Below are 16105 nucleotides of genomic sequence, written 5' to 3' on the forward strand. Positions count from 1 at the left end.
GCAGGCGGGTGTCAAGCCTCAGGCGCGGCGCTCGTCGGCCTCGGCCTCGGCGTCGCGGCCCAGGGCGCGCAGGGCGACAGCCCGGTTGGCGTAGAGGTCACCCTGGGGCTGAAGCTCGATGGCCCGCGTCAGGTCCTCGACGGCGCCCTCCAGATCGCCCGCGGCGTACCGCAACACGCCCCGGTTCCCCCAGGCGGACACGAGTCCGGGCGCGGACTCCACCGCCAGGTCCAGCGCCGCCTCCGCCTCGGTGAACCTGCCCGCCGCCGTTTCCACCTGGCCCAGCACCGTGAGCAGGTGCGGGTTGCCCGGCGCCAGCGCGAGCCCGGCCGCGACGTCGGCCCTGGCCTCCTCGTCCCGGTCGGCGGCGGCCAGCAGCCCCGCACGGTTGATGTAGGCGTCCAGATAGGCGGGGTCCAGCTCGATCACCCGCCCCAGGTCCGCGAGCGCCCCCTCCACCTCACCCCGCACGGTACGCAGTTCAGCCCGGTTGTAGTACGCCTCCGGCAGCGGCGGCCCGGCCCGCATGGCCCGCTCGAAGTCCGCCAGCGCCTCCTCGTGCCGACCCAGCCGGAACAGCAGGTTCCCCCGCTCCAGGTAGTAGTCGGGAAAGTCGGGGTCCAACGCGATCGCGGCGGCGTAGTCCTCCAGCGCCTCCTTGGTGCGCCCCAGCGCGGCCAGCAGCTGAGCCCGGTTGGCCAGCAGCACCATCCGATGCAGCGGATGGTGCTCCCCCAGCTCGCGCGCCAGCTCGATGGCCGACTCGACCAGCGACAACGCGGCGTCGAGCCGGCCGTGCCGCAACTCGATCAGCGCCAGGCCGTTGCGGTCGAAGCCGAGCTTGAAGGCCCGGTCCAAGGGCTCTGGCAACAGGCTGGAGATGGCGATCGCCGTGTTGATCCAGGCCCTGGCCCTGACCAGGTCGCGGCGCGCGGGGTCGGGGTGGCGGGCGTCGAGCATGGCGGTCCCGTACGCGCTCGCGGCGTGCATCGCCGGATCCTGGCTGGCCCCGCGCACCCGGTCCCACAACGCGCGGGCCTCCTCGACGCGCCCGAGCCCGCCGAGCGCGGTCGCGGTGCGCTGGGCGAAGCGCCACCAGCGCGCGCCGCCCGGCTCGGTGCGGGACATGCCGCGCTCCCCCAGCTCGACGACGGCGTGCAGGAAGCCGTCGCGCACGCATCGGTCCACCACGGCCCACAGCTCGTCGGCGTCACGCGTGTCGGGCGGGGGCTCGGGGCCGTCCGAGTACAGCATGATCATGAGGGTCGAGGGCGGGATCCGCCGCATCATGACCTCGAGCAACTCGATGTCCGTAGGGTCCGCCGCGGCGCCGTTGCACACTGCGATCGCCCGCCCGGGGCGTACGGCGTCGCGGAAGAACTCCGCGAGCCCGTTGGCCAGCCGCAGCGTACGGCCGGGCCCCGGCACCAGGATGCGCTCGTCGTCCGTCAGGCCCGCGTCGATCGTGACCCGCCTGGCGGGCACGAGCTCGGCCAGTTCGGGCGCGGCGGCCAGGATCTCGATGTCGTGGGCCGCCACCAGGTCGCCGGCCCGTTCCAGCGCCTGCGGCACCAGGTGGCGCAGCAGGGCGGCGGCGACAGTGTAGGGGCCGCGCGGCCGCCGATGCCCGTCGATCAACGGCATCAGCAGCGGCGCGGCCCCCCATCGGGCGGGTGGTTCACCCTGAACTGTGAGGTGGGACCTCGCCTCAGTCACCCCTTGTGAATGACGCTGGAGGTCCCAGCGAGCCGCGCGGTGCCAGGCTTGCGGACAACGATGCGCTTCATGACGTACCTCTCCACTTGGGGGTAATTCACCATTATTAGGGCACACCACCGAATATCAAGCTTTATGGCGAATAAGTGGGAGGTTAAAGGATAAAAAGCACTTGCCTTTTGATTAGCATGGGTGACCTACTTGGACCGAAACCACCGCGACACCGCCGTCGTACGCGCCTGCCCGGATTCTTCCATAAGGTGGCACAGGCAGCGCCCGAGGAGCGTGACCGACCGGCAGCAGCCGAGCCCCGGCAGGTGCTTGGCACGGACGATGACGGTGGCCCGCTCGATCAGCCGCTCGAGGCTGGGCTCCCCGCCGCCCTTGAGCGAGCGCGTGTGCCACGGGCACGACTCGACGTTCGCGCAGGCGCTCTTGGCGATGAACGGCGCGGCTGGGGCCTCGAGCTTCAGCAGGTCCTCACGCCTGATCCGCCGGTTGGCCAGCGCCCTGGCCGCCCGGCCCGCGATCCAGTGAAGATCTCGGCGCCGGCGTCCCATGCCCAGGGCGGCGGTCCTGGCGGGCAGGGCGAGCAACATCGCGCCGGCCATCAGGCCGCCGCCCACGATCATGCTCCACCCCACCTGCTCCTGGAACCCGATCACCGCGATCGCGGCCACCCAGAGGGGCTGCGACGACATCAGGATCGCACTCGGCACCGCGGGCACGTGCGCCTGCCCGTACGAGCGGGCCAGGAACCCCAGCGCGCACGACACCACGGACAGATGCGCCAGGATGATCCAGTCCGGCGCGCCGCTCGGCAGCACGATCCCGTCCCGCACCGCGACGGTCCCGGTGAGCAGCCCGATGGTGAAGAGCTGGATCACGGTCAGCGAGTACGCGTGAAAGCCCGCCCCCCGCTTGGACAGCTGGGCCAGCAGCAGCGTGTGACCCGAGTAGAGCGCGGCGGCGGTGAGCGTGACCCCGAGCGCGAGCACCGAGATCTCGTTGTCCTCCACCCCACGCAGCAACGTGAACACGGCCATACCGGCCAGCGCCAGCATCACCCCGGCCCAGATCCGCCACGGCACCTTCGCCTTGAACAGGACGAGCGCCAGGATCGGCGTGATCACCACGCTGCAGCCGACGGCGAACCCGGACACGGCCGACGGCAGGCTGTGCAGCGCGATGGCCTGGCCCGCCTGCCCCACCCCGAACATGACCCCGAGTACGACCCCGTAGATCCACGTCTCGCGCGGAAGCCCCCGAAGGCAGCCCGGCCTGATGAGGAGCAGCGTCAGGCCCGCGATCACATATCGCTCGGCAAGCAGGTCTTCGACCGGTAACCGATGGATGAGATCTTTCATCAGCGGGAACGCCGACCCCCAAGCGGCGCTGACGAACAACAGAAGCACGGCTCCCAGGAGGGGCCGGGGAGCGGGCACGACTGCCATGGCAGAAGCATCTCACTACTATTCACAGCCGGTGATGTACAGGCAGCAGCCGGTGATGTTCCTCTATACCTCGGTGGTAAGAGCCTCACCCGCGGGTTCGTACATCCTTATCTGGGGAGGCCGGCAACCGGCCGATTCCGGCGTTTGCCCTCTTCAGGAATTCGGCGGATGCCGCCCGGCAAGAAGTGTGCGAGGAGGGGGATCGGCGGCGAAGTCACGCCGAGAGAGTCCGGGAGAGGTCACCGGAGGGGACGGCCCAGGAGGGGTGAGTCCGGAGCCGAGGGTTCTACAGTTCGATGACCGCCGGGGGGAACAGGCGTTTCTCCCCGTAGACGACGATCAGGTCGCCCACCTGCTGTCTGGAGAGCTCGCGCCAGCCCTGGCGCACGTACAGCGCCAGTGCGGCCTCCTGGTTGAGCGTGGTGTCACCTCTGACGCTGTGGAACCCGAGCTCCATCGCGCGCTGCTCCAGCGCGAGGAGCATGGCCGCGCCGAAGCCGCGCCGCTGGAACTCGGGATGGACTCTCAGCCGGCAGACCTCGGCCGTCCTCGTGTCAACGGGTTTCAGCCCGCCCATGGCGACGACTCGCGAGCCGACCTCGCCCACCAGGAAGTCCCCGCCGCAGGCCAGGTAGATCTCCTGGATGCGCGGGAAGTCGTCGTCGTAGTAGACGCCGTCGCCGGGGACGAGCCCGACTCCGGCGAGGCAGATCTGGTGCAGCGAGAGGATGGTGTCGAGATCGGACCAGCGATAGCGCCGGATCTTCAGCTTCATGCACCGCCCCCTTCCACCTGGCGGACCCTGGTCCGGCGCAACTCGGCCCGGTAGCCGTCCAGTCCTGGAGCGTGCGCGTTCCGCGACATGATCGCCTGCTCCAGCGCCAGGGCGGGACGCACGATGAAGTCGGTCAGGTATTCGTCGCCGACCAGGCTCAACGCCCGCGTCCCGATGTTCAGTGCCTCGGTGACGTCGCCGTCGATCAGCTTGCACTGGGCCTGGTCGAGCCGGATCAGCGTCTGGTCGACGATGTGGTCTTCGTACTTGTCCAGTGCCTGGTCGAGCACCACTTCGGCCTCGATCGTCTGGCCGAGCTTGGTGAGCACGTCGCCCTGGTAAAAGTAGAGCTGCCGCTCGGTGTAGCCGAAGGCCAGGTCCTCCTGATCCTCGGTCTTCATGTGCGAGAAGGCGTTACGCGCCCTCGCGAGCGCGCGTTTGGCCTGGTCGACGACCTCTTTCTTGCTGTCGGTGCCCGACAGCATGGCCAGCGCCCTGGCCTCGACGACCGGCGCCATGGTCTGCGCTGGGCACGGCGTGGAGCCGGCCAGGTCGCGGCTCTTCTTCGCCAGGTTGAGCGCCTCGCGGGCGTCGCCGAAGTAGAGGGGTACGAGCGACTCGCGGGCCGTGATCCACGCGCGGAGCGCACGGTCACCCGTCTCGTCCGCCGCGGTGCGCCCGGTGCGGAAGAACGAGCGCGCCAGCCGGTGGTCGCCTAGATTGATCATGATCATGCCGCTCAGCCCGGCGAGCTGGGCGGCCATCCTGCAGAGGCGATCCTGCAGGTCGTTGGGCTGACGGCGGGACATGGCCGTGCGGACCGCGCTCAGCTCGAGCATCACGTCGCACAGCAGTCTGAGCGGACCCGTCGTGGTGTATTGACGGCCGAAGCTGATCGTCGCCTCTTCCCACTGGTCGAGCATCGCGGCGGACACGGTGGCCGAGACGAGCGTCTCGTCCATCCGGCGCCTGATGCCCTCGCACGCGCCGAGCACCGGTCCGTCCAGTTGCTGGGTCAGGTTGGTGTCGGTGTTGAGCAGATTTAACAGGGTACGGCGAAGGATGTTCTCGTCTTCCTGGGCCTCCGGCTCGGTGATCATCGGCTGGAGGTTCAGCTCCCGCTCGGTGGGCAACAGCGGATCTTTCCGCTCCGCGCCGCCCAGCACCCCCGGCATCCGGTGGCCGTGGCCACAGATGCACGGCCCGTCGAAGCCGAGCGCGGCGGGCTCGACCCGGTAGACGGTGCACAGGTAATGCAGGTATTCGGGTCCTGGGCGCTTGAGCCCGCTCTCGTACGCCGAGAGCAGGGTCTCTCCGATGCCGGGCATCGCTTTCGAGTCACGCTCGAACAGGGCTCTGATCTGCTCGATGACGTCTGCCAGCGCGATTCCGAAGGATAGGCGGTGCGCCTTTATCCGGGTCGTGCTGAACAGGGACGTACACGACTCGTGGATCTCATCAGCTATCTGGGCCGACGTGCGCCCGGCTGCCAGGCCCTTGGCCCTGACCCGCCGGGCGATCTCCGTCTCCCTATGCTGTCTGCCGGACATCCCGGCCCCTCTCACGCATGTCTCGACCGGTCCGCAACTGGTGACTTAGCGTAGCCCCTATGTTGCTGTGCGCCTACCCATGACTATGAACCAATGACGGCGGGATGGGAATCGCCCGCATCCACCGTACGGTTAAGGATCGTCCTCCGAGGGACTGTTTCTTAATACCCATGAGGGAGAAGCAACGCCCTGTGAGCAGGGGACCCTCGTTGCGCCCCGCCTTGACATGAGACATCTTTGGCCCACCAGCAGCGATTCCTAGGAGGGCGAACGGTGGGGGACGACAACTTCGAGCACCTGGAGCGTCTGGTGACCGAGCTCGACGCCCGCGGAATGCTCGCACGAGTGGTCCAGACCCAGAACGGGCGGATCTTCGTACGGGTGATCAACCCGAACGCGACGAGCCTGTCGGAGAACGTCACCTGTCGGCCGACGAATGTGTCCGACATGCCGGACTGGTGGTACTGCTGGTCCTGGGGCGAACGGATGCACACGGCCGACGACCCGGCTGGTGCGGCGACGAAGGTCGCACGCGTACTCGCCGCCGTGGGGGAGTGATGACGTGGTGAACCGGGTGGAGCGCAGCCACCGCGGCTCACCGCACCCACGGCGGCTAACACGGAGCCGGCGGAGTGACCGGTGCGGAGGGTCTCCCGTATGCCGGAGCCCTGGTCACTCCGCCGGTTCCGGCCCGAACCCCGAGGCCCTGGCCACCCCGCCGGCCTCCGCCTGCGCCCGCGGCCGCGTGCCGCACTCACAGAGCAGCCCGTCCGGTACGCCGGGCGGGTGTTCGGGGGATCCCTCCCGGAACCGGCACGGGACATGCTTCCGGGTGTGTGTCCCGCCCCGAGCCGTCCGTCATAGGAGCGTCCGCTCTCTCCCTCCGCGGCCCAGAGAGTTGGCGACCCCGTCTTCCCCGGCGTGATGTGACGGCGGGCGGTTCGGTCGGCGGTATTTTTGGATCGCAACGGTCCAAAGCCGACCGAACCGTTTCCGGAGGGGGATCCACCCAGTGTTACTGCTGGTCACACCGTCGCCATCGCCCACACCGACGCCGTCGTCCGATGTGCTGGACTTCGCGAGGATGAGCAAGGATGCGGCGGCGATGTGCCAATCCGACACCGTCATTTGCTCTACCCTCGTGAGGGTGTTGGACAATGCGCCCTGGGCACCCCTGGTGGCCAGTGCGATCACCGTCGTCCTGATCCTCGTGCTGGGGTTCGTACTCCGCAACGTCTCGCACCGGCTGATCACCAGAGTGGTCAACCGTGCGGCCACGGGTGGCTCCATCACCAGCAGGTTCCGCAAGGACACAGCGACCGACGGGATCGACGCGCTGCTCAACGAGCGGCGCAAGCAGCGGGCCGAGACCATGGGCTCGGTGCTCAAGCACGTCGCCTCCATCGTCATCCTGGGCACCGCGGTCCTGACCGTGCTCGATCGGCTGACGATCCCCATCGCGCCCCTGCTGACCAGCGTCGGCATCCTCGGCGTGGCCATCGGCTTCGGCGCGCAGGAGCTGGTCAAGGACTTCATCGCGGGCATGTTCATGCTGCTCGAAGACCAGTACGGCGTCGGCGACGTGATCGACGCGGGCGCCGCGGTCGGCACGGTCGAGGCGGTCACCCTGCGCGTCACCAGGCTGCGCGACGCGGACGGCCGCGTCTGGTACGTGCGCAACGGCACCATCACCAGGGTCGGCAACGAGTCACAGGGCTGGTCGCGGGCCTACATGGACGTCCCGGTGGCCTACGACGCCGACGTCGTGGGCGTACGCGTCCTGCTGGAGCACGTGGCGGAGGAGATCTGGGCCGACCCCGAGCTCCGCGAGAGCAAGATCGTGGAGCAGCCGCAGGTGTTCGGCGTGGAGCAACTGTCCGACAGCTCGCTGGTGTTCCGCATCACCGCCAAGACGCTGCCCGCCCAGCAGGCGGCGGTGTCCAGGGAGCTCAGGCTCCGGGTCAAGGCGGCGCTCGACTCCGCGGGCATCGCCATGGTCTCCACCGCATAGGCTAAGAGCGTGACTGAGACCTCCTTCTACGACGCCGTCGGAGGCGAGGAGACCTTCCGGCGCCTCGTGCACCGCTTCTACGAGGGGGTCGCAGAAGACCCGTTGTTGCGGCCGCTCTACCCGGAGCCCGACCTGTCGGGCGCCGAGGAGCGGCTGCGGGGCTTCCTGATCCAATACTGGGGCGGCCCCAAGACCTACAGCGAGCAACGCGGCCACCCCAGGTTGCGGATGCGGCACATGCCGTTCGTGATCGGCAAGCCGGAGCGGGACGCCTGGTTGCGGCACATGCGTGACGCGGTCGACTCGCTCGGCCTGACCGAGGAGCAGGCGACCCAGCTCTGGGACTATCTGGTCTACGCGGCCCACAGCCTGGTGAACTCACCTACGTAAACGGGCATGACACGCCACATGGATATCCCCTGGTGGCGTGATGCCGTCGTCTACGAGATCTACGTTCGCAGTTTCGCCGACGCCTCAGGAGACGGCGTCGGCGACCTGGCCGGGGTGCGCGAGCGCCTGCCGTACCTCCAGCGGCTGGGGGTGGACGCCATCTGGTTGACGCCGTTCTACCGCTCCCCCATGGCGGACGGCGGCTATGACGTGGCGGACTACCGTGACGTCGATCCGTTGTTCGGGACGCTGGCCGACTTCGAGGCGCTGGTGGCCGACGCGCACACGTACGGGCTGCGGGTGATCGTGGACATCGTGCCCAATCACAGCTCCTCCGAGCATCCCTGGTTCCAGGCAGCGTTGCGGGGTGAGCAGCGCGATCGGTACATCTTTCGCGACAAGACCAACAACTGGCAGTCCACGTTCAGCGGGCCCGCGTGGACGAAGGTGGCGGACGGGCAGTCTTACCTGCATCTGTTCGCGCCCGGGCAGCCCGACTTCAACTGGCGCAATCGCGAGGTGCACGCGGAGTTCCTGGACATCCTGCGGTTCTGGCTGGACCGGGGGGTGGACGGGTTCCGTATCGACGTGGCGATGGGGCTGTACAAGGCGGAGGGGCTGCCCGACGTGGGCGACCAGTCGTTCAAGACGGCCTCGCCGGTGTGGGGGGCAGCCCGAGGTGCACGGCGTCTACCGCGAGTGGCGCAGGCTGCTGGACGGCTATCCGGGCGAGCGCATTGCCGTGGGCGAGGTGTGGACCGACAGTTCCGAGGACCTCGCCCGCTACGTGCGGCCCGACGAGCTGCACCAGAGCTTCAACTTCGCCTGGCTGCAGGCGCCGTGGTCGCCGGCGGCGTTCAGGAAGGTGATCGACGACACCCTCGCGGCGGTTCCGTTCGCGACGTGGGTGTTGTCCAACCACGACGTCGTACGCCACCGCACCCGCTACGAGACCGCCGACCCCGGCACGGGGTTGTCGCGGGCCCGGGCGGCGCTGCTGACGATGCTGGCCCTGCCCGGGTCCGCCTACCTCTACCAGGGCGAGGAGCTGGGACTGCCCGAGGTGACCGACCTGCCCGACGAGGCCAGGCAGGACCCGGTGTTCGTCCAGTCGAAGGGCGAGTTGCCGGGGCGCGACGGGTGCCGGGTGCCGATTCCGTGGACGGTGGACCCGCCCTCGCACGGGTTCTCGCCCGACGCGGTGGAGCCGTGGTTGCCGCAGCCGGAGACGTTCGCGGAGCTGAGCGTGGAGAAGCAGGAAGGGGACGCCGGCTCGACGCTGGAGTTCTACCGCCGGGCCCTGGCCTGCCGCCGTGACCTGGCCGGATCCATTCCTTACACGCTGGAGTGGCTGGAGTCTCCCCCGGGTGTGCTTTTCTTCATCCGCGGCTCGCTGACCTGCGGGATCAACTGCGGCCTGAGATCGGTACCCCTGCCGGAGCACGACGACGTGCTGCTGTCGAGCGGGCCGTTGAAGAGGGGAATGTTGCCGCCGGACACCGCGGTGTGGCTCATGAGCGCTCGCCGCGGAGAGGGATGACGGGCAACGAGATCAGCGCGCACGCCAGGCCCGCGGCGAAGCCGGCCCAGTACCCCGTGTTCGTGATCAGCACTCCGGCCAGCGGCGTGACGGCCAGGGAGACGGTGTTCTGGATGGTGTTGTGGGTGCCGAGCACCCGGCCCGCCCAGGCGGGGCCCGCCAGCTCGCCCGCCGCGAGGTAGGCGAGCCCGTTGCCCGCCACGGTCATCACCGCGGCCAGCGCGAGCATGGCGGGTCCGAGCCAGGTGCGGGTGAGCGTCCCTGCGATCAGCAGCGCCAGCACGCCCAGGGTGCAGAGGGTGAGCAGCAGCAGGGGCCGCATGCGCAGGCCTGTCCTGTCGGACCAGCGGCCGACCGCGATGCGCACCGCGGCCCCGCCGATCGCCGCCACCCCGAACAGTTGCCCGGCCCCCACGCTGTCCCACCCGTACAGGCGCACGAGGCAGGTCACGCCGTACGTGCTGACCACGATCTGCGGCACCACGTGTAACGCGCTGGTGGCGTGCACCCGCCACAACGTCGGCTGCCGGTACGGCGTGCCCGCCGGCGCCGTGCCCGACCCCGAGATCGGGTGCGGCGGCTCGGCCAGGAAGAGCGCGGCCAGTACGGCGGCCAGCAGGCTCACGCAGGCGCAGACGACGAGCACGCCGGGCAGGCCGTGTGCCTGCGCGACGGGCGGGAGGGCGAAGGCGCCGACGGCCATGCCGAGGGTGAAGGAGACCTGGCGCAGGCCCATGGCGACGCCGCGCTCCGGCGGCCGGAACCAGCGCAACACGATCCGGCCGCCGCCGACCATCGCGGCCGAGCCCGCCGCGCCCGCCAGGGCGAGCAGCGCGATCACCGCCCAGGACTGCTCCACGAGGGCGACGGCGGCGAACAACACGGCCGCCAGCCCCACGCCGGCGCCCAGGACCAGCCGCTCGCCGTGCCGGTCGGCCAGCGCGCCCCAGGCGACGAGGGCGACCAGAATACCGATCGCCGGGGCGTTCGCGATGATTCCGGCCACCGCCAGCGGAACCCCGAAATGTCGCTCTATTTCGGGCATGACGAGGGGCAGGCCGAAGAGTCCCAGAGTGACGCTGGCGTGGGCGTTGACGCCGAGCGCCAGCATCAGCCAGCGCTTCACGAGAAGCGTTTGAGGTAGGCCAGCTCGCTCTCGGTGAGTCTGCGGGGTGCGGCCCGCTCGACGTCGTAGGCCGCGAGGACCGACTTGGCGGTGACGAACACGTCGGCGTCGTCGCGGATCTCGTACTGCAGCGTGAACCGTACCGGCCTGATCTCCGTCACCCACGTCTCGACCCGCACCGGGTCGGCGCGGAAGCCGAGCGGGCGGCGGTAGTCGATCTCGTGGCGGGTCACGACCAGGCCCTTGAACGGCTCGTCACCCGCGTTGTACGGATCGATGTGGAACATGCCGAACCGGGCGTCCTCCAGGTAGTCGAGGAAGCGGACGTTGTTCACGTGTCCCTGGGAGTCGATGTCGGCGAATCTCACCGTCCGGGGGTAGACGTGTCGGCGGGCCTGGGTGCGTTCAACCACGTCCGCAACCGTACCCGCCGCGGTCAGGTGGCCCGGCGGCGGGCCAGGCAGGCCAGGACAGTCAGCACCGAGATCGTGGCCATGGACGCCAGCGCCCAGCGGTAGCCGGTCACGAGCTGCTCGACCGCGCCGCCCTGGAGCTGGGAGAGCGTGCCCGCGAAGACGCTCTGGTGCAGCGCGGCGGGGAGCGGCGCGATGATGATCGACAGGACCAGGCCGGTGCCGACGACGTTGCCGGTGTTCTGCAGCATGAGGCGCATGGCGTTGACGATGCCGAGCCGGTCGGAGGGCAGGCCGTCCAGGATGGCGGTGGTGTTGGAGGGCAGGAACACGCCCGAGCCGGCGCCGATGAGCACGAGCCCGAGCGCCACGGCCGCGTACGGAGTGGTCGAGGACATCACGGCGAGCATGACCAGCAACCCGCAGGTGGTCGTCGCCGCCCCGGCCACCGCCAGCGTGCGGGCGCTCATCAGGCGCTGCAGGAAGCCCGAGCTGACCGACGCGGTCATGGCCGCGACGGCCAGCGGCAACACCTTCAACCCAGCCTGTACGGGGTCATCGCCGCGCACGGCCTGGAAGTACAGCGCGACGAGGAAGACCATGCCCATGCGCGCGACGGCGTTGAGGAAGGAGGCGAGCGTGCCGAACGCGAACGCCCGATCGCGGAACAGGCTCATGTCCACCACCGGATGCGCCGCCCGCGACTGCCTGGCCACGAACAGCGGCAACCCGACCGCGAACCCAGCCAGCCCGGACAGCACCACCGGGTGCTCCCACCCGAGCCTGGTGAACTCTGACAGCGCCAGCAGCAACCCGCCCAGCGTGACCAGCACGAGCACGTTCCCCGGCACGTCCAGCCCACGCTCGCCGTCGTCCGATGACTTCGGCTGGAGTACGAGCGCTCCCCACACGAGGCAGACCAGCCCGATCGGCACGTTGAACCAGAACACCCACCGCCAGCCCAGACTCTCGGCGAGCACCCCGCCCAGAGTCGGCCCGATCAGCCCCGCGATCGAGAACGAGGCCACGTAGACCCCCATGCCCTCCCCCAGCCTCTCGCGCGGGAAGGCATCGCTGACCAGGGCGGCGCTGTTGGTGAGCAACATGGCGGCCCCGGCCGCCTGGACCACCCGCATGACCACGATCACCCAGGCGTTCGGGGCCAGGCCCGCGAGCAGGGCGGCGACCGTGTACGTGGCCAGCCCGAGGAGATACATCCTGCGCCGGCCGAACATATCCGCCAGGCGCCCGAATACCACCATGAGGACAGTCGTGGTCAACTGGAAGCCCAGGAGGATCCAGCTCGCGGCCGAGGCGTCCGCCCCGGTGCGCCTGGCGATCTCGGGCAATGCGACGTTGATCGCGCTGCCACCGAGACCGGTCAGCACGCTGGCCAGGCTGACGACCGACAACGTGCGCCAGGCGTAGCCGATGGGGGTGGTCGTCGCCGGCAAGGGCCTGTCCTTTCTAGATTTTGATACTAGAATCTTATTCAGATCGTCAGCCGGTCAAGGATCGAGGTGTCGGATGAGCGGGATAGTCGAAGGCCGCGTGGTGATCGTCACGGGTGCGGCCAGGGGCATCGGGCGCGGGCACGCGCTGGAGTTCGCCAGGCAGGGCGCCAAGGTGGTGGTCAACGACCTGGGCGCGGAGGTCGACGGCACCGGCTCGTCCGGGGCAGCGGCCGAGGTGGTGGCGGAGATCGAGGCCATGGGCGGCCAGGCGGTCGTCAACGGCGAGGACGTCTCCGACTTCGACGGCGCGCAGCGGCTGGTGCGCTCGGCCATCGACCACTTCGGCGGCCTGGACGTGCTGGTCAACAACGCAGGCATCCTGCGGGACCGGATGCTCGTCAACATGACCGCCGACGAGTGGGACGCCGTGATCAAGGTGCACCTGCGTGGCACGTTCGCGCCGCTGCGCCATGCCGCCGCCTACTGGCGGGCGAAGGCCAAGGCGGGCGAGCCGGTGGACGCCCGGATCATCAACACCACTTCGTCCTCCGGCATCTACGGCAATCCCGGGCAGGGAAACTACGGTGCCGCCAAGGCCGGCATCGCGGGCCTGACCGTCATCGCGGCGCGCGAGCTGGAGCGGTACGGCGTGACCGTGAACGCCATCGCCCCCGCCGCGCTCACCCGCATGACCGAGGGCCTGATGCGTTCCGGCGCGACCGGCGCGGACCCCGACGACATCGCGCCGCTGGTGGTCTGGCTGGCCGGCGCGGAGGCCCGGGGGATCACCGGGCGGGTGTTCAACGTGCGGGCGGGCGTGATCAGCGTGGCCGAGGGCTGGCACGCCGGTCCCGGCGTCGACAAGGGCGGCCGGTGGGACCCGGCCGAGCTGGGTGCGGTCATCCCGGCCCTGGTCGACAAGGCCGCGGCCAACGCCCTGACCAACGGCCGCATCCCGGGACGGGAGGACTGACATGCCGCTCGACCACACCCTGATCGGTGTCGAGGGCCCTGCCCACGAGCGCACGTGGACCTCGAAGGACACCATGCTGTACGCGCTCGGCGTCGGAGCGGGCACCTCCGAGCTGGAGTTCACGACGGAGAAGGGGCAGCGGGTGCTGCCGACGTTCGCGGTGCTGGCCGCGCAGGCGCCGGGGCGGCGGCTGGGCGACTTCGACCCGGCCCTGCTGGTGCACGCCGAGCAGGCCTTCGAGCTGCGCAGGGAGCTGCCCGCAGAAGGTGGCGTGCGGACTTCCTCTCGCGTTACGGGGATCTACGACAAGGGCTCGGGCGCGCTGGTGACCACCGAGGCCAGGGCCGTGGACCTGCGTACCGGTGAGCTGGTGATCGCCAACCGGAGCGCGGTGTTCATCAGGGGCGAGGGCGGGTTCGGCGGCGATCGCGGGCCCCGGGACTCGTGGGCCCTGCCCGATCGGGCGCCCGATCACAAGGTGACCCATTCGACCCTGCCGGAGCAGGCGTTGATCTACCGGTTGTCCGGGGACTACAACCCGCTGCACAGCGACCCTTCGTTCGCCGCCAGGGCCGGGTTCGACCGGCCGATCCTGCACGGGCTGTGCACCTATGGGGTGACGGGGCGGGCGCTGCTGCACGCGGTGGCGGGGTCGGATCCGGCGCGGTTCCGGGGGATGTCGGGGCGGTTCACCAGCCCCGTGTTCCCAGGGGAGTCGCTGACGGTGTCGATCTGGGTGGACGGGTCGGAGGTGCTGTTCAGGACGGCCAAGGACGACGGGACGGTAGTACTGGACCGCGGCCGCGCGACGATCGTTGCGGGCGGTTAGCCCTCTTCGAGGACCTGCAGCGGGTCGAGGCGGCGGATCAGCGTCATCGCCGCCTCGATGACCTCCTTGGCCTCCTCTTCGGTGTCGGAGGTGGCGACCTCGCGGGCGGCCTCGCCGATGATGCTGGTCAGCACCGCCACGGTGAACCGGTCGAGCGGCTCGCCGCCCGCGCCCAGGAGCACGGCGTTCTGGCGTACCCACTCCCTGCCCCGGGTGCGGCGGATCAGCTCGAAGCCCGGCGGCCCGTCGCCGTCGATGAACAGCCTGACCAGGTCGCGCCGCTCCCACGCGCCCGCGAGGTAGGCGCGGGCCCCGGCGATCAGCAGCTCGACCGGGTCGGAGACGCCGGCCTTCTTGGCCTTGGCCACGCTGGAGGCCGACGCCTGCTCGTGCGCCGCCTGGTGGTCCTCGTAGAGCGCCAGGAACAGCTCGGTCTTGCCGCCGAAGTGGTGGTAGAGGCTGCCGACGCTGGACCCGGCGCGGGCGACCACTTCGGAGACGTTGGACTCGGCGAAGCCGTGCTCGCTGAAGACCTCTCGCGCCGCCTGCAGCATGCTTTGGCGGGTCTGGGCCGTACGGCTCCACTCCCACGAGGACTTGCGTGCCATGCGAGGCATTCTATCCCGCCAAATTCTAGAATCTGATTCTTGACAGGCGGCCGTCGAAGCTAGAATCTTTTCCTAGAGATCGATTCTAGAAATACCCGTAGGAGGCGGCCGTGGACTTCTCGCTCACCACCGAGGAACGGCAGATCCGCGACACGGTACGGTCCTTCGTCGAGAAGGAGGTCATGCCGCTGGAGCCCGAGGTGCTGCGCAACGAGCGCGAGGGCCGCCCGGCGCTCGACCCCGAGACCCTGCGTGACCTGCGGGCCAAGGCCAGGAAGTCGGGCTTCTGGGGCATCAACACCCCCGAGGAGTACGGCGGCGCGGCGCTCGGCCCGATCATGTCCGCGATCATCGCCATGGAGCTGGGCAGGACGTTCGTGCCGTTCTCGTTCGGCGGCACCGCCGACAACATCCTCTATGCGGGCACCGAGCCGCAGAAGCAGCGCTACCTGGTCCCGACCATCGAGGGCGAGCGGCGTTCCTGCTTCGCGATCACCGAGCCGGGCGCCGGATCCGACGCCCGCAACATCCGCACCCGGGCCGTCCGCGACGGCGCCGAGTGGATCATCAACGGCGAGAAGACGTTCATCACCGGCGGGAACGAGGCGGACTTCGTCATGGTGTTCGCCGTGGCGGAGCCGTACGGGGTGACGTGTTTCCTGGTGGACCGCGACATGGGGTGGAAGTCGGAGCCGATCCCGACGATGGGGCAGTGGGGGCCCGCGGCGCTGGTGTTCCAGGATGTCCGGGTGCCCGAGGAGAACATCCTGGGCGAGCTGGGCAAGGGCTTCGAGCTGGCCATGCAGTGGATCGGGCAGGGACGTTACATGATCCCCGCCAGGGCCATCGGGTCGGCCGAGCGCATGCTGGGCATGGCCATCGACTACGCCAAGATCCGCAAGTCCATGGGGCAGACGATCTCCGAGTACCAGGCCATCCAGTGGATGATCGCCGACTCGCAGGTGGAGATCGAGGCGGCGAAGTGGCTGACGTTGTACGCGGCGTGGCGGGTGCGGGAGGGCATGGACGCCCGGCACGCCTCGTCGATCGCCAAGCTGAACGGGGCCGTGATGGCCAACCAGGTAGTTGATCGGGTGCTGCAGATCCACGGGGGTATGGGGTACACGAAGGAGCTGCCGATCGAACGGTGGTACCGCGAGTTGCGGCTACTGCGGATCTTCGAGGGGACCGACGAGATCCAGCGGCGTACGATCGCCCGCAATCTGATCAAGGGGCACGCTCGGCTCGGCCTCATCGGGGAGTGAT

General features: G+C 69.5%; 14 protein-coding genes and 1 pseudogene. 7 read left to right on the top strand and 8 right to left on the bottom strand.

Annotated elements, in window-relative coordinates; all coding sequences use genetic code 11:
* Nucleotides 1–18: 18 nt before the first annotated feature.
* From ACFLIM_RS18545 to ACFLIM_RS18560, 4 genes are all read right to left on the bottom strand, one after another.
* On the bottom strand, nt 19–1644 hold the full coding sequence (locus tag ACFLIM_RS18545; protein ID WP_393166979.1) for a tetratricopeptide repeat protein: 1626 nt from the start codon (nt 1642–1644) through the stop codon (nt 19–21).
* Nucleotides 1645–1913: 269 nt separating this feature from the next.
* Complete coding sequence (locus ACFLIM_RS18550; protein ID WP_393166981.1) at nt 1914–3170, bottom strand: DMT family transporter; 1257 nt, start codon at nt 3168–3170, stop codon at nt 1914–1916.
* A 286-nt stretch (nt 3171–3456) separates the two neighbouring features.
* Complete coding sequence (locus ACFLIM_RS18555; protein ID WP_393166983.1) at nt 3457–3945, bottom strand: GNAT family N-acetyltransferase; 489 nt, start codon at nt 3943–3945, stop codon at nt 3457–3459.
* Nucleotides 3942–5495 (bottom strand): XRE family transcriptional regulator, encoded by a 1554-nt coding sequence (locus ACFLIM_RS18560; protein WP_393166984.1) that lies wholly within the window; start codon nt 5493–5495, stop codon nt 3942–3944. Before ACFLIM_RS18560 ends, ACFLIM_RS18555 begins: the two co-directional genes overlap by 4 nt.
* Nucleotides 5496–5768: 273 nt before the next feature.
* On the opposite strand from ACFLIM_RS18560, the gene ACFLIM_RS18565 reads away from it, so the two are divergent.
* The 4 genes and pseudogenes from ACFLIM_RS18565 (at nt 5769) to ACFLIM_RS18580 (ending at nt 9436) form a co-directional block, all read left to right on the top strand.
* Entirely contained in the window at nt 5769–6053 is a 285-nt protein-coding gene (locus ACFLIM_RS18565) for a hypothetical protein (protein WP_393166986.1), read from the top strand.
* A gap of 589 nt (nt 6054–6642) precedes the next feature.
* Nucleotides 6643–7506, top strand: a complete 864-nt coding sequence (locus tag ACFLIM_RS18570) for a mechanosensitive ion channel family protein (protein ID WP_393166988.1) — start codon at nt 6643–6645, stop codon at nt 7504–7506.
* 9 nt (nt 7507–7515) lie between these two features.
* Entirely contained in the window at nt 7516–7896 is a 381-nt protein-coding gene (locus tag ACFLIM_RS18575; RefSeq protein WP_393166990.1) for a globin, read from the top strand.
* An 18-nt stretch (nt 7897–7914) separates the two neighbouring features.
* Nucleotides 7915–9436 (top strand): annotated as a pseudogene (locus tag ACFLIM_RS18580) (glycoside hydrolase family 13 protein).
* On the opposite strand, the gene ACFLIM_RS18585 reads toward ACFLIM_RS18580, so the two are convergent.
* Genes ACFLIM_RS18585 through ACFLIM_RS18595 form a run of 3 tightly spaced genes read right to left on the bottom strand, consistent with a single transcriptional unit; the run spans nt 9408 to nt 12429 of the window.
* Complete coding sequence (locus ACFLIM_RS18585; protein ID WP_393166992.1) at nt 9408–10562, bottom strand: MFS transporter; 1155 nt, start codon at nt 10560–10562, stop codon at nt 9408–9410. The pseudogene ACFLIM_RS18580 and the gene ACFLIM_RS18585 overlap by 29 nt on opposite strands.
* The gene (locus tag ACFLIM_RS18590; protein ID WP_393166994.1) at nt 10559–10975 is read right to left on the bottom strand and encodes an acyl-CoA thioesterase; all 417 of its coding nucleotides are present in this window, start codon (nt 10973–10975) and stop codon (nt 10559–10561) included. The genes ACFLIM_RS18585 and ACFLIM_RS18590 overlap by 4 nt, the downstream gene beginning before the upstream one ends.
* 23 nt (nt 10976–10998) lie before the next feature.
* Nucleotides 10999–12429: an MFS transporter gene (locus ACFLIM_RS18595; protein ID WP_393166996.1), complete on the bottom strand. Its 1431-nt coding sequence runs from the start codon at nt 12427–12429 to the stop codon at nt 10999–11001.
* Between the two features lie 73 nt (nt 12430–12502).
* On the opposite strand from ACFLIM_RS18595, the gene ACFLIM_RS18600 reads away from it, so the two are divergent.
* Nucleotides 12503–13402, top strand: coding sequence for an SDR family oxidoreductase (locus ACFLIM_RS18600; RefSeq protein ID WP_393166998.1), 900 nt, complete (start codon nt 12503–12505; stop codon nt 13400–13402).
* Between the two features lies 1 nt (nt 13403).
* The gene (locus tag ACFLIM_RS18605) at nt 13404–14231 is read left to right on the top strand and encodes a MaoC/PaaZ C-terminal domain-containing protein (RefSeq protein ID WP_393167000.1); all 828 of its coding nucleotides are present in this window, start codon (nt 13404–13406) and stop codon (nt 14229–14231) included.
* On the opposite strand, the gene ACFLIM_RS18610 is transcribed toward ACFLIM_RS18605, so the two are convergent.
* Nucleotides 14228–14839 (bottom strand): TetR/AcrR family transcriptional regulator, encoded by a 612-nt coding sequence (locus ACFLIM_RS18610; RefSeq protein ID WP_393167002.1) that lies wholly within the window; start codon nt 14837–14839, stop codon nt 14228–14230. The genes ACFLIM_RS18605 and ACFLIM_RS18610 overlap by 4 nt on opposite strands.
* Before the next feature lie 110 nt (nt 14840–14949).
* On the opposite strand from ACFLIM_RS18610, the gene ACFLIM_RS18615 reads away from it, so the two are divergent.
* Nucleotides 14950–16104: an acyl-CoA dehydrogenase family protein gene (locus tag ACFLIM_RS18615; RefSeq protein WP_393167004.1), complete on the top strand. Its 1155-nt coding sequence runs from the start codon at nt 14950–14952 to the stop codon at nt 16102–16104.
* Nucleotide 16105: the final 1 nt, after the last annotated feature.

The sequence above is a fragment of the Nonomuraea marmarensis genome, assembly GCF_043197025.1.
GTDB lineage: Bacteria > Actinomycetota > Actinomycetes > Streptosporangiales > Streptosporangiaceae > Nonomuraea > Nonomuraea marmarensis.

What these genes read in the sequence shown, in the direction of transcription:
- ACFLIM_RS18610 (WP_393167002.1), bottom strand. Translation starts at nt 14,839, where the DNA reads ATGGCACGCAAGTCCTCGTGGGAGTGGAGCCGTACGGCCCAGACCCGC.
- ACFLIM_RS18545 (WP_393166979.1), bottom strand. Translation starts at nt 1,644, where the DNA reads ATGCCGTTGATCGACGGGCATCGGCGGCCGCGCGGCCCCTACACTGTC.
- ACFLIM_RS18555 (WP_393166983.1), bottom strand. Translation starts at nt 3,945, where the DNA reads ATGAAGCTGAAGATCCGGCGCTATCGCTGGTCCGATCTCGACACCATC.
- ACFLIM_RS18560 (WP_393166984.1), bottom strand. Translation starts at nt 5,495, where the DNA reads ATGTCCGGCAGACAGCATAGGGAGACGGAGATCGCCCGGCGGGTCAGG.
- ACFLIM_RS18600 (WP_393166998.1), top strand. Translation starts at nt 12,503, where the DNA reads ATGAGCGGGATAGTCGAAGGCCGCGTGGTGATCGTCACGGGTGCGGCC.
- ACFLIM_RS18550 (WP_393166981.1), bottom strand. Translation starts at nt 3,170, where the DNA reads ATGGCAGTCGTGCCCGCTCCCCGGCCCCTCCTGGGAGCCGTGCTTCTG.
- ACFLIM_RS18605 (WP_393167000.1), top strand. Translation starts at nt 13,404, where the DNA reads ATGCCGCTCGACCACACCCTGATCGGTGTCGAGGGCCCTGCCCACGAG.